Source organism: Caulobacter sp. SSI4214, from assembly GCF_012184455.1.
In the GTDB taxonomy this organism is placed as follows: domain Bacteria; phylum Pseudomonadota; class Alphaproteobacteria; order Caulobacterales; family Caulobacteraceae; genus Caulobacter; species Caulobacter vibrioides_E.
Window position 1 is genome coordinate 1 of record NZ_SZWJ01000112.1, and the last position, 12,482, is coordinate 12,482.

10 protein-coding genes and 2 pseudogenes are annotated in these 12,482 nt (G+C 68.6%); 9 read left to right on the forward strand and 3 right to left on the reverse strand.

Annotated elements, in window-relative coordinates:
* Positions 1-280, reverse strand: a pseudogene (locus FCU40_RS20660) (hypothetical protein); the annotation flags it as partial.
* Between the two features lie 181 nt (positions 281-461).
* Here FCU40_RS20660 and FCU40_RS20665 point away from each other — a divergent pair.
* The 7 genes from FCU40_RS20665 (at position 462) to FCU40_RS20695 (ending at position 7,239) form a co-directional block, all read left to right on the forward strand.
* Entirely contained in the window at positions 462-1,709 is a 1,248-nt protein-coding gene (locus FCU40_RS20665) for a class I SAM-dependent RNA methyltransferase (protein ID WP_168077516.1), read from the forward strand.
* Between the two features lie 7 nt (positions 1,710-1,716).
* Positions 1,717-2,790, forward strand: a complete 1,074-nt coding sequence (locus FCU40_RS20670; protein WP_168077518.1) for a class I SAM-dependent methyltransferase — start codon at positions 1,717-1,719, stop codon at positions 2,788-2,790.
* 52 nt (positions 2,791-2,842) lie between these two features.
* The gene (locus tag FCU40_RS20675; RefSeq protein ID WP_168077520.1) at positions 2,843-3,844 is read left to right on the forward strand and encodes an acyltransferase; all 1,002 of its coding nucleotides are present in this window, start codon (positions 2,843-2,845) and stop codon (positions 3,842-3,844) included.
* A gap of 66 nt (positions 3,845-3,910) precedes the next feature.
* Complete coding sequence (locus FCU40_RS20680; protein ID WP_168077522.1) at positions 3,911-4,294, forward strand: YciI family protein; 384 nt, start codon at positions 3,911-3,913, stop codon at positions 4,292-4,294.
* Complete coding sequence (locus FCU40_RS20685) at positions 4,291-5,550, forward strand: RNA polymerase sigma factor (protein WP_168077524.1); 1,260 nt, start codon at positions 4,291-4,293, stop codon at positions 5,548-5,550. The genes FCU40_RS20680 and FCU40_RS20685 overlap by 4 nt, the downstream gene beginning before the upstream one ends.
* Positions 5,551-5,648: 98 nt before the next feature.
* Positions 5,649-6,731: a PA0069 family radical SAM protein gene (locus tag FCU40_RS20690; protein ID WP_168077526.1), complete on the forward strand. Its 1,083-nt coding sequence runs from the start codon at positions 5,649-5,651 to the stop codon at positions 6,729-6,731.
* 49 nt (positions 6,732-6,780) lie between these two features.
* Positions 6,781-7,239, forward strand: coding sequence for a cell wall biosynthesis glycosyltransferase (locus FCU40_RS20695; protein ID WP_168077528.1), 459 nt, complete (start codon positions 6,781-6,783; stop codon positions 7,237-7,239).
* Here the strand turns inward: FCU40_RS20695 and FCU40_RS20700 are convergent.
* Together FCU40_RS20700 and FCU40_RS20705 are read right to left on the reverse strand one after the other, a co-directional pair.
* Positions 7,233-8,867: a lytic transglycosylase domain-containing protein gene (locus tag FCU40_RS20700; RefSeq protein WP_168077552.1), complete on the reverse strand. Its 1,635-nt coding sequence runs from the start codon at positions 8,865-8,867 to the stop codon at positions 7,233-7,235. The two genes, FCU40_RS20695 and FCU40_RS20700, sit on opposite strands and share 7 nt — an antisense overlap.
* Before the next feature lie 39 nt (positions 8,868-8,906).
* Complete coding sequence (locus FCU40_RS20705) at positions 8,907-9,728, reverse strand: uracil-DNA glycosylase (protein WP_168077530.1); 822 nt, start codon at positions 9,726-9,728, stop codon at positions 8,907-8,909.
* Positions 9,729-9,978: 250 nt separating this feature from the next.
* Between FCU40_RS20705 and FCU40_RS20710 the strand changes: the two genes are divergently transcribed.
* Together FCU40_RS20710 and FCU40_RS20715 are read left to right on the forward strand one after the other, a co-directional pair.
* Positions 9,979-11,649 (forward strand): electron transfer flavoprotein-ubiquinone oxidoreductase, encoded by a 1,671-nt coding sequence (locus FCU40_RS20710; RefSeq protein ID WP_168077532.1) that lies wholly within the window; start codon positions 9,979-9,981, stop codon positions 11,647-11,649.
* A 73-nt stretch (positions 11,650-11,722) separates the two neighbouring features.
* A pseudogene (locus tag FCU40_RS20715) lies at positions 11,723-12,482 on the forward strand (tetratricopeptide repeat protein); the annotation flags it as partial.

A 12,482-nucleotide genomic window follows, 5' to 3' on the forward strand; every position in this document is an offset into this window, starting at 1 on the left:
GGACCGAGCCTTCGGTGCGACGGCCGTGGGCGGCGATGTTGCTGCCGATCACCGCGCCGATGCCCGCGCCGGCCAGACCGCCGCCGGTCTCCCGATTCGTCGTCGAGCGCCGGCAGGCGTCGTAGTAGTAGCCTTGATTGTCGTAGGCGCCGCTGGGCGGCGCGCCGTAGGCCTGGGCCGAGGCCAGGGTCGGCGACAGAACGCCGCAAACGAGGGCGACGGAGACGCCCAGAACGGTCTTCATCTTGGAGGTCCTGCTCTTCGAGGCGATCATGGTCATGAGAGAAGCTGTCTTTTTAGGGGCGGCCCCGCTCTCCTTCGAGAGAGCCGGGCGCGCCCGCGCCCATCCGTTGATATAGACATGAACCCGGCAACATGAACGGTCCCTGACCGACATATTCAGCTTGGCTTGTCCGCGCGGAAAATCGTCCGTCGCCCTAGTTTTAGGGTATGGACGGCGGATGCAAGACCTGACGATCAACGCCGTCGGCGCCCAAGGCGACGGACTTTCCCGCACCGAAGACGGCAAGCCGGCCTTTGTGCCGCTGACCTTGCCCGGCGAGCGGGTGCGCGCGACGATGGATGGCCCCCGGGGCGAGGTCGAGGCGATCCTCGCCGCCAGCCCCGACCGGATCGCGCCGAGCTGCAAGCACTTCGGGACCTGCGGCGGTTGCGCTCTGCAGCATTGGGCGGCCCAGCCCTATCTCGCCTGGAAGGCCGAACAGATCCGCATTCAGCTGTCGATGGAGGGGCTGGAGACCGAGATTCTGCCGACCTTCGCAGCGCCGCCGGCGTCCCGACGACGCGTGGCGCTTCACGCCCGCAAGGGCGGCAAGGGGCAGGGCGCGCGGCTAGGGTTCAAGGAACGCCGCTCGTGGAACCTGACGCCGATCAAGGAATGTCCGGTCACCGATCCTCGGATCATCGCCGCCTTGCCGGCTCTGGCGCGTCTGGCCGAACCGTTCCTGGAGCATCCGAAGTCGGCCCCGACCCTGCATGTCACCCTGACCGGCACGGGTCTGGACATCGACGTCACGGGCGTGGAGCGCAAGAGCGGCGGCCTGTCGGCCGACGCCCGGATGCGCGCGGCCATGGCGGCCGGCGAGGGCGACTTCGCGCGGGTCACCTTGGCGGGCGAGACCGTCTACGGCGCGCGTCAGCCGCTGGTGAAGCTGGGTCAGGCGGTCGTCGGCCTGCCGCCGGGCGCCTTTCTACAGGCCGTGCCGGCCGCCGAGCGGGCCATGGTCGATTTCGCGGTCGCCGAGAGCCAGGGCGCGAGCCGGATCGCCGACCTCTATTGCGGCGTCGGCACCTTCACCTTCCGCCTGGCCGAGATCGCCGGGGTCTACGCCGCCGAGATGAGCGCTCCGGCCATTGCCGCCTTGAAGGCCGCCGTCGGCCCGACCTCGGGTCTCAAGCCGATCACCGCCGAGGCCCGCGATCTCGTCCGTCGTCCCGTGCTGAGCACCGAGCTGGCCAAGACCGACGTCGTCGTCATCGACCCGCCGCGCGCCGGCGCGGCCGAGCAGACGGTCGAGATCGCCAAGTCCAAGGTCGGCAAGGTGGTCGGGGTGTCGTGCAACCCCGCGACCTTCGCCAAGGACGCCCGCGTCCTGGTCGACGCCGGCTTCCGGCTGGAGAAGGTGGCGCCCGTGGACCAGTTCGTCTGGTCGCCCCATATTGAACTGGTCGGAGTGTTCACGCGCTGAGGCCGGGATGGACGAGATCGCGATAGGCGAGGGGCGGGAAAGAGCGGCGTTCGCGGCGGACGCCGCTGGCCAGCGCGCCAAGGCGATGGTCAAGGCCGCTTGGTGGACGGCCGCCGGCGCGCTTGCTCGAACCCTGACCCAGCCGACCCGAGGCGAGCAGGCGCGCGCGTTTTTGCCCAAGACCGCGCCGCCCGTGAAGGCGTCCTTGCGTCGGGCCTATCTGGAGGCGTTCGAGAAGGACGCTCGCGACGTGGCCGCCGGTCTCTATCCGCCGCTGGAGGATGGTCCGGCGCGCGCATCGACGGCGCTGCGTGAGGCGGCGGACTTCGTCGCCGACGCGTTCGAGGTCGATCAGCGTCGCCGTCGGGGCGACGGCGTCGAGGTGCGCGAGGCGGTCGATAATCCAGCCTATCCAAACTATTACCGCCAGAACTTCCACTACCAGTCCGGCGGATGGTTCACCGCCGAGAGCGCCCGGCGATACGACGCCCAGGTCGAGGCCCTGTTCTCGGGCACGGCGTCGGCGATGCGTCGACGGGGCCTGTCGCTGCTGGCTCGGCGCTGGCGCGGCCAGGATCATCGCAACGCGAAAATCCTCGACGTCGCCTGTGGTTCGGGCGGCTTTCTCAAAGACTTGAAGGCGACCTTTCCCCGCGCGGCGATCGCCGGCGTGGACCTATCGGAAGCCTATCTGGCGCGGGCGCGCCAGCGCAGCGGCCTGGGCGGCGTCAAGGCCAAGGCCGAAGCCTTGCCGTTCGCGGATTCGGCTTTGGACGCGGTGACTTGCGTCTATCTCTTCCACGAGCTTCCGCCGCGGGTTCGCCCGCAGGTCGCCGCCAGCCTGGCGCGGGTGATCAAGCCCGGCGGCGTGCTGGTGGTGGTCGACTCGGTGCAGCCCGGCGACACCCCGGATCTGGCTCGGCTGCTGGAGGCGTTCCCCGTCTATTTCCACGAGCCGTATTATGGCAGCTACGCCGAGACCGATCTGCCGGCCCTGTTCGCCGAGGCGGGCTTGCGCCTGATCGGACAGGACCGCGCCTTCCTGACCAAGGCCCTGCTGCTGGAGAAGACGGCCGCCTGAGTTGCCTCCCCGCCATCGCCTTGGCTAAGCATGGACGGGGCGGGGACAAAACTTGCGGAACCAACCGACGGGACGGCGATACGAGACCCTGGACGGCCTGCGCGGCGTCGCGGCCGTCGCCGTGCTGCTTTATCACATCGGCGGCTGGACCGGCCGGCCCTGGCTGGCGACCCACGGCTACCTGGCCGTCGACTTCTTCTTCTGCCTGTCGGGTTTCGTGCTGGCTCACGCCTATGGCCGGCGCGACATCGGTTGGTTGGGCTTCATGCGCGAGCGGCTGATCCGGCTGTGGCCGCTGATCGCCGTCACCATGCTGGCCGGCGCCACGGTGATCATCCAGCATCGGGAGCGCGTCCCCGGATGGCTGGTTCTGGGCCTGCTGATGATTCCGCGTCTCTGGACGCGGGATGATGGGTTCTCCCCGATTTTCCCTTTGAATCCGCCGGCCTGGTCGCTCTTCTTCGAGCTTCTCGTCGGCGCGGCTTGGTTTCCTCTGCGGCGGTTGGGCACGATGGGGCACGTGCTGCTGGGCGTGCTGCTGACGCCAGCGATGCTGTTCATCGCCCACGGCATGGGCGGGGTGCTGACGGGCTGGGACCGCGCGACCTTCGTCATCAGCCTGATCCGCACGGCGTGCTCGTTCACGCTGGGTTGGGCCTGCTACAGGCTCCAGGGCTATACGCGACTGTCGCTGCCGTCCTGGCTGCTGGCGCTGGTCGTGGCGGCGGTCTTCTGCGCCCCGTGGACCGCCTTGAACTGGCTGTACGACTTCGTCTGTCTGGGCTTGGTCTTTCCCTTCGTGGTGCTGGCGGGACGCAGCGATCCCGATGGCTTTGGCGGCGCGCTGTGCCGCGTTTCCGGCGCGATCTCCTATCCGCTCTACGTCCTGCACTGGCTCGGCTGGGAGCTTCTGCTGCGCGCCTTTCGGGCGATGGGCGGCGAGGGCTATCCAGCCGGCTTCGCGCTGACGGCCATTCCGCTGATCCTGGCCGGCGCCTGGGCCATGCTGAAGCTCTATGACGAGCCGGTTCGCCGTCGCCTGAAGGCGCTCTAAAAAATCTCCGCCCTCTGTCGGAAGCGGGCATAGTCCCCCGTCCTTGGGACGAACGAGGAAGCTTCCATGCTGTACGCCATCCTTTGCTACAATCAGGAAGACGTGATCTGTGGCTGGTCCAAGGCGCACGAGGACGAGGTCATGACGCGCCTGGGCGCGGTGCAGGAGAAGCTGGCCCGCGAAGGCCGCCTGGGTCCCGTCGCCCGCCTGATGCCCACGACCGCCGCCACGACGCTGCGCAAGGACCGCGAGCCGCCGCTGGTGCTGGACGGGCCGTTCGCCGAGACCAAGGAGCAGCTTCTGGGCTTCTATGTCGTCGACTGCGACTCCCTCGAGGGCGCGCTCGACATCGCTCGCGATCTGGGCAAGGCCAATCCGGGCGGCTCCTATGAGATCCGTCCGATCGCGCTGTTCAATCCGGCGCCGACGCCGGAGGCCGTCGGGACGTGACCGAACTGGGCTGGATCGAAGGAGCGATCACCGCCGCCCGGCCCCAGGCCATGGCCGCCCTGCTGCGGTACTTCCGGGACATGGACGCCGCGGAGGAGGCCTTTCACGAGGCCTGCCTGCGCGCCCTGAAGTCCTGGCCCCAGAAGGGGCCGCCCCGCGATCCGACGGCCTGGCTGATCCTGGTGGGGCGCAACGCCGCCATCGACGCCGTCCGCAAGTCCAGCCGAAACACCGCGCTGCCGCCCGAGGAACGGCTCTCAGACCTGGAGGACGCCGAGGCCCGGGCCGCCGAGCGCCTGGACGGTTCGCGCTATCAGGACGACGTCCTGAGGCTGCTGTTCATCTGCTGCCATCCGGACCTGCCGTCCACGCAGCAGATCGCGCTGGCCTTGCGGGTCGTCTCTGGCCTGTCGGTCCGCGAGATCGCGCGCGCCTTCGTGGTCAGCGAGGCGGCGATGGAGCAGCGGATCACCCGCGCCAAGGCCCGCATCGGCGCGGGCGACGCGCCGTTCGAGGCGCCGGGGCCGATCGAGCGCGCCGAGCGTTTCGCGGCCGTGGCGGCGATGATCTACCTCCTGTTCAACGAGGGCTATTCGGCCAGCGGCAAGGCGCTCGAAGCCAAGGGCGGGCTATGCGACGAGGCGATCCGCCTGGCGCGGCTTCTGCTGCGCCTGTTCCCGTCCGAGCCCGAGATGATGGGGCTGACCGCGCTATTGCTGATCCAGCACGCGCGCTCGGACGCGCGCTTCGATGCCGACGGTTTGGCGATCCTGCTTGAGGATCAGGACCGAAGTCTCTGGAATCGCGAGATGATCGGGGAGGGGCTGGCGCTGATCGACAAGGCGATGCTCAAGCGAGATCCCGGTCCCTACCAGGTCCAGGCCGCCATCGCCGCTATGCACGCGCGGGCCGAAAGCCCGGAGGATACCGACTGGGTCGGCATCGACGCCCTCTACGCCACGCTGGAGATCATGCGGCCTTCGCCAGTGATCACGCTGAATCGCGCCGTCGCCGCCGCGAAGGTGAGAGGCCCCGAGGCGGCGCTGGCGATGATCGCGCCGCTCGAACGTCCTCTCGCCGCCTATTTCCACTACCAGGGCGCGCGCGGGGCCTTCCTGATGCAGGCTGGCCGCAAGACGGAGGCGCGTGAAGCCTTCAACCGCGCCATCGCCCTGGCCTCGACGGCGGCCGAAGCCGCCAATATCCGACAGTATCTGGATCGCCTGTCGGCGGAGGCGGAAAGGCCTCACCGTTAGCGCGGCGTCTGGTCGGGCTGGTCGCGTTCGCGATGGGCGCTTCCGTGGGGCGTCTTTTTGTTCTTGTTATGTTCTGAAGTCGGGCGCATAGTCGCGCGATGTCCGAGGCCGTGAAACTCAAGCCGACGCCCAAGGGACGAGGCGCGAAATCCAATCGAACCGGGCGCTTCGAAGCGGAAGTTCGCGAGGCGTTCGATGACGGTTGGGGCGAGGAGGAAAGCCCCAAGCCGCTGCGCACCGAGCTGCAACCGATGAAGTCTCGGACGATCATCGCGCGCAACCAGAGCCCGGACGTCGGCTTCGATCGGTCGATCAATCCGTATCGCGGCTGCAGTCACGGCTGCATCTACTGCTACGCGCGGCCCAACCATGCCTATCTGGGCCTTTCCCCGGGCCTGGACTTCGAGAACAAGATCTTCTTCAAGCCCCACGCGGGCCAACTGCTGGAGAAAGAGCTGGCCAAGGCCAGCTACAAGCCGGCGACGATCCATATCGGCGGCGACACCGACCCCTATCAGCCCGACGAAAAGCAGCTGCGCGTGACGCGTCAGGTGATCGAGGTGCTGGAGCGCCACAGTCATCCGTTCACGATCATCACCAAGTCGGCCCTGATCCTGAGAGATCTCGACATCTACGCCCGGCTGGCGGCGCGGAAGCTGACGCGGGTGGCGATCTCGATCACCACGCTGGACCGCGCCCTGGCCCGAAGCATGGAGCCGCGCGCCGCGACGCCCGGCAAGCGGATCGAGGCGGTGCGGCGGCTGACCGAGGCGGGCGTGCCGGTGACGGTCATGTTCGCGCCGGCCATCCCCGGGCTGAACGACCACGAGGTCGAGGCGGTGCTGGAGGCCGCCTCGAAGGCCGGCGCGCGGGGGGCGGGCTATGTCGCCTTGCGTCTGCCGCGCGAGATCGCGCGGCTTTTCGAGGAGTGGCTCGAGACCGATCATCCGGACCGCGCGCGCAAGGTGATGTCGCTGGTGCGTCAGATCCGCCAAGGCGAGACCTATCGATCCGGCTGGGGCGAGCGGATGGTCGGCGATGGTCCGGTGGCCGAGGTGCTGCGCCAGCGGTTCCATCTGGCGGTCAAGAAGTTCGGCTTGGACCAACCCTGGACGCCATTGGACTGTCGTCAGTTCACGCCGCCCAGGCTGGGCGGCGCGCAGTTGGACTTGTTCGGATAGGGCGTCGGCGCCCTCTTGACCGCGTCGTCGTCCCTCGCGAAGCAGGGGCATGATCTCCGTCGTCCTCGTCGCCTCCGAAGACTTGCCGGGCCTGGCCGCCCAGATGGCCCTGCTGGTGCCCGCCGCCGTGGACGGTCTGGTCAAGGAGGTGATCCTGGTCGCCGATGGCGAGCCGGGCGTCGAGGCCCTGGTCGAGGACAGCGGGGCGCGGCTGGTGACGACCTCGGGCGACCGTCTGGCGGCGGGCGCGGCGGCAGCGCGGGGCGATTGGATCCTGACCTTGCGCGCGACCCCGGCCCTGCGCGAAGGCTGGCGTGAGCCGATCGAGAAACACCTGGCCGGCGGGGCCGGCGCGCCGGCCGTCCTGGCGGTTCCGGGCGGCGGCCTGCTCGGCAAGCTGGCGCCGCGCTGGCATGGCCTGCTGGTCCGGCGTCTGGACTGGCCGACACGCGCGGGCGACGATAGGGCGCTGGCGTCGGCCTTGAAGGCCAAGCGCCTATACTATTGAGACTGGGTCAGCTGGCCCATCAGCTGGTCGATCGAGGTTGGGGTCGCGATCTGCGGGTCGAGGCGGAAGTCCACCGTCCGCGCGCCGCTGGCCACCGCGTCCAAGGTCTTGTTCTCGGCGCCGAGAAGCCGGCGATAGGTCCAGTAGCTGGCCATCACCTTCTCGACGTAGTTGCGGGTTTCCTTGAATGGCAGGCTCTCGATCAGCAGTAGGCTGTCGCAGTCGGCGCCCAGCTGGGCCAAGGTCTTGTTCAGCGTGCCCGGACCGCCGTTATAGGCCGCCACGGCGCGCAGCAGGTCGGGGCTCTTGAGGCCGCGATCCATCAGCCAGGTGAAATAGTCCTGGCCGGCGCGCAGGTTGAAGGCGGGGTCGAACAGCGGCGAGGTGTCGGACCGCAACTTGTCGTCGCCCACCGCGTCGGCGGCCGCGATGGGGCGCACCTGCATCAGGCCCATGGCGCCCGCATTGGAGACCGCCAGCGGATCGAAGCGGCTTTCCTGGCGCACCAGGGCGTAGACCAAAGCCTTGTCGATCGTGAAGCCGCCGATCGGATCCAGCGGGGGCAGGGGATAGTCCTCGCCGCCGACCCGGCGCACGGGGCGGCCGGCGTTAAGCGGGGCGTTGGCGTTCAGGGCCAGGGCCAGGGTGGTCCAGTCGGCGCGCAGGTTTTCGTCTTCCGCCAGGGACAGGCCGGCGCGCAGCTCTTGCCCGGCCTCGCGCCACCGGCCGATCTGGGCGAGAGCGGCGGCGCGGCGGGCGCGCGGATCGGACTGCATCAGCCGATTGAGCGAAGCGGTGTCCGGTCCGGCATAGGACGCGCGGGTGATCAGCGACGCGATCGGATCCTCGACCTCGTCCGCGACGGCGACGCCGGACAGCGCCAGCTGCCGCGCGGCGATCATGCCGTAGAAAGTGTGCGGCGAGCGGGCGGCCTGGATCAGCAGCGTCCGGGCTTGGCGTTCGTGACCACCCTGGCTGGCGGCGCGCGCGGCCCAGAAGGCGCCGGCCGCGCGCAACCACTCGTCCTCGTGCTCGTCGTCGGCGACCTGCTGAAAGTAGGCCTCGGCCTTGGCGGAGTCGCCCAGGCGGAACGAGGCCAGGCCGGCGATCCAGCGTTCGCCGCCGGCGACAGCCAGGGTCAGGGCCTTTTGCACGTCGCCCGAATAGTAGGCCTCGCGGGCGGCGCGGCCCTTGTCGGCCGGCGGTGGGTCTTTCTCTCCGGCGACGAAGAGCGCCGGAACCGGCGGTGGGGCGACGCGCTTGCCGGCGGGCTTGCGCTTGAGGGCCAGGGCGTAGATCCGGTCGGCGCCGGCTTCGTCGCCATAGGCTTTCAGCCAGGCGGTCAGGTCCTGATAGCTGGCGGCGTAGGCGGTGGGATGCATGATCCGGGCGAAAGCCAGCCGGCCGCCCAGTTCACGGTCGTGGATATTGGCGAAGGCGGCCTTCGCCGCGTCGAAATCGCCGCGATCCGTGGCCGCGAAGGCCGCGCGATAGTAGCGCACATCGTCTTGGGACAACGGCTCCAGCGCGCCGGCGCGCGCCGAAAGCGCGGACGCGCAGAGGAAAAGGGCCGAAATCACGGCCAGAGGGCGAGCCCAAAGCTTCAAAAGCGATCCGCGCGTCCCCACGAACACGCGTCCCCCGTTCCGACTGGTCGGGAAGAATGTCTAGTGGGGACGACCCGGTCGATCAAGTCTTTCGGTCAGCGTGAGAAGATCTTGCCAGGCCTTCTTCTTCTGCGCCGGCGTGCGCAACAGAAAGGCGGGGTGCAGGGTCGGCATGGCCGGCAGTTCCATCGTCCGGTCTTCCGAGATCCATTCGAACCAGCGACCGCGCATCGACAGAATGCCCTCGTCGCGCTTGAGCATGGCTTTCGCCGAGGCGCCGCCGGCCAGCAGCAACATCTTCGGCTTCACCAGGGCGATCGCCCGTTCGACGAACGGGGCGCAGACGGCTTGTTCCTGGGGCGTGGGCGTGCGGTTGCCGGGCGGTCGCCAGAAGACCGTGTTGGTGATGAAGACCCGCCCCTCCAGGCCCGCCGCCTTGAACATGCGGTCCAGCAGCTTGCCGGCGCGGCCTACGAAAGGCTGGCCCTGGGCGTCCTCGTCGGCGCCGGGGCCTTCGCCGATCACCATGACAGGGGCATCGGCCGCGCCGCGTGAGAACACGGCCTGCTTGGCGCCTTGCGTCTTCAGCGGACAGCCATCGAAGGCGGCGATGGCGGCGGCCAGGCTCGGCAGGTCGTCGCAAGCGGCCGCCGCGACCTTGGCGGTCGCGATGGCCGAGGCGATGTCCGGGGCGCGCGTGACGACGAGGCCCGGACGGGCCGCCGGCGGAGGCGGGGGCGGCGGCTGGCTACGAACCCTGAGCATCGCCGCGCCCTCGGCGAGGCGATCGATCGGCGCGTCCGCGTAGGAGGCCTCGACGCCGGCGTCGGCCCAGAAGGCGAGCAGGCTTTCGATGGCGCGTTGATCCACGGCGAGGCTCATCACTCCTCATTAGAGCGAGACCGCCAAAAGCGGGAGCGGTTTTGGCGCGCGCCGGGCTTCAAAATGCAAAGACGTGAGCGCCTCCGAACTGGCGCGGGCGCGCATCGAGCTCGGTCTTTACATTGCGTCGCAGCAAAAAAGCGAAATCTGGCGCTTGACCGCCACCGCGTCACGTTCTGATAAGCTGTGACTCAAACAGTCATAAGACGGGCCGCCTGAACCAAGGCGATAGGCTCGACCGGGAGACCCTATGAGCGAAGACCTCGAACGCGAGTCGATGGAATACGACGTCGTCATCGTCGGCGGTGGTCCCGCGGGCCTGTCAGCGGCGATCCGACTGAAGCAGATGGCGGCCAAGGCCGGGACGGAGATCTCGGTGGCCTTGCTGGAAAAAGGCTCGGAAGTCGGCGCCCACATCCTGTCGGGCGCGGTGATCGATCCCAAGGGCCTGGCCGAGCTCTTCCCGAACTGGAAGGAAGACGGCGCGCCGCTGGAGACGCCGGTCACCAAGGACCGCTTCAAGCTGCTGGGTCCGCAGGGCGAGCTCTCCCTGCCGATGTTCGCCATGCCGCCGTTCATGCACAACCACGGCTGCTACATCGCCTCGCTGGCCAACGTCACGCGCTGGCTGGCGACCAAGGCCGAGGAACTGGGCGTCGAGATCTACCCGGGCTTCGCGGCCTCGGACCTGGTCTGGAATGCGGACGGCTCGGTCAAGGGCGTCGTCGTCGGCGTGGTGGGCATCGCCAAGGACGGCCACCACAAGCCGGACTATCAGCCGGGCATGGAGCTGCACGGCAAGTACGTGTTCATCGCCGAGGGCGTGCGCGGCTCGCTGGCCAAGCAACTGATCGCCAAGTTTAAGCTGGACGAGGGCAAGTCGCCGCAAAAGTACGGCATCGGCATCAAGGAGCTGTGGCAGGTCCCCCCCGAGAAGCACCAGCCGGGCCTGGCCGAGCACACCACCGGCTGGCCGCTGGACAACAAGACCGGCGGTGGCAGCTTCATGTACCACTTCGGGGACAATTACGTGGCCATCGGCTACGTCGTGCACCTGAACTACAAGAACCCCTGGCTGTCGCCGTTCGACGAGTTCCAGCGCTTCAAGCAGCATCCGTCCGTCCGGCCTCATCTGGAAGGCGGAAAGCGCATCGCCTACGGCGCGCGCGCCATCACCGAGGGCGGCTACCAGTCGGTGCCGAAGCTGACCTTCCCGGGCGGCGCGCTGATCGGCTGCTCGGCCGGCTTCGTCAACGTGCCGCGCATCAAGGGCAGCCACAACGCCGTCAAGACCGGGATGCTGGCCGCCGAGGCCGCCTATGAGGCGGTGCAGGCGGGCCGCGCCGGCGACGAGCTGACCGCCTACCAGGCGTCCTACGAAAAGTCGTGGGTGGCCAAGGAGCTGAAGGTCGTCCGCAACGCCAAGCCGCTGCTGGGCAAGTTCGGAACCGCCCTGGGCGGCGCCTTCGGCATGTTGGACATGTGGACCAATCACCTGTTCGGCTTCTCGTTCTTCGGCACCCTGCCGCACGACAAGACCGACGCCGCCTCGACGGGCCTGGCCAAGGACTACCAGCCGATCGTCTATCCCAAGCCCGATGGCGTGATCAGCTTCGACAAGCTCTCGTCGGTGTTCCTGTCGGCCACCAACCACGAGGAAGACCAGCCGGCGCACCTGAAGCTGAAGGATCCGTCGATCCCGATCGCGGTCAACCTGCCCAAGTACGGCGAGCCGGCGCGCCTCTACTGCCCGGCCGGCGTCTACGAGGTGCTCTACAACGAGCAGGGCCAAGACCCGCGCTTCCAGATCAACGCCCAGAACTGCGTTCACTGCAAGACGTGCGACATCAAGGATCCGTCTCAGAACATCACCTGGACCACGCCCGAGGGCGGCGGCGGTCCGAACTATCCGAACATGTGACGAAACACGCCTCCCAGGTCCGCCTGGGAGGCTTTTTCTTGCAGGGCGCGCCGAAACCTCGGAGGGTGCGGGGATGACGCGTATCCAAGCTTTTCTCGCCTGTGTTTCCGTTTCGGTTCTGAGCGCCTGCGCCGCCGCGCCGGACGCGCGGATCCCGCTGAGAGGAGCGGTCGGGCAGAACGTGCGGCTGTTCGACACCCGCACCGCCTATGGCCAGTTCCTGGCGGGCCAGGCGGCGTTGCGGGACGGCAAGTCGAAGGAGGCGGCCAGCCTCTTCGAGGCGGCGTCGACGCTGGGCGACGATCCCGGCGTGCTGGCAGAGCGTTCGTTCACCGCGCTGGTCATGTCGGGCGAGATCAGCCGCGCGGCGGCCATCGCGCCGAACGGTCCGGACACGCCCGAGGCGATCAAGCGCTTGGGCGTGCTGACTCGCGTGGTCGAGGCTCTGGCGGTCGGCAAGGGCAAGGACGCCCAAGCCCTGCTGAAGAGCGATCCTCCCGGCTTCCCGCACCAGCAGGCGGCGGCCTTGCTGGCCCCCTGGGCCGCCGCCGCGGCCGGCGACAAGGACGGCGCGATCGTCCAGCCGGCTCTGCGCGGCGACAAGCTGGTGCAGTTCTTCGGCCAGCAGGGCCAGGCGCGGCTGTTCGAGCGCGCCAAGCGCTATGACGAGGCAGAGACCGACTACAAGGCCCTGACCAGCGACACGACGACGGCCAGCATCTTCACGTTGGACTATGGCGCGTTCCTGGAGCGCAGAAGCCGCCAGGCCGACGCCGTGGCCCTCTACGATAGCGCCCTGCGCGCGGCGCCGAACGACACGGGCCTGCTGCGAG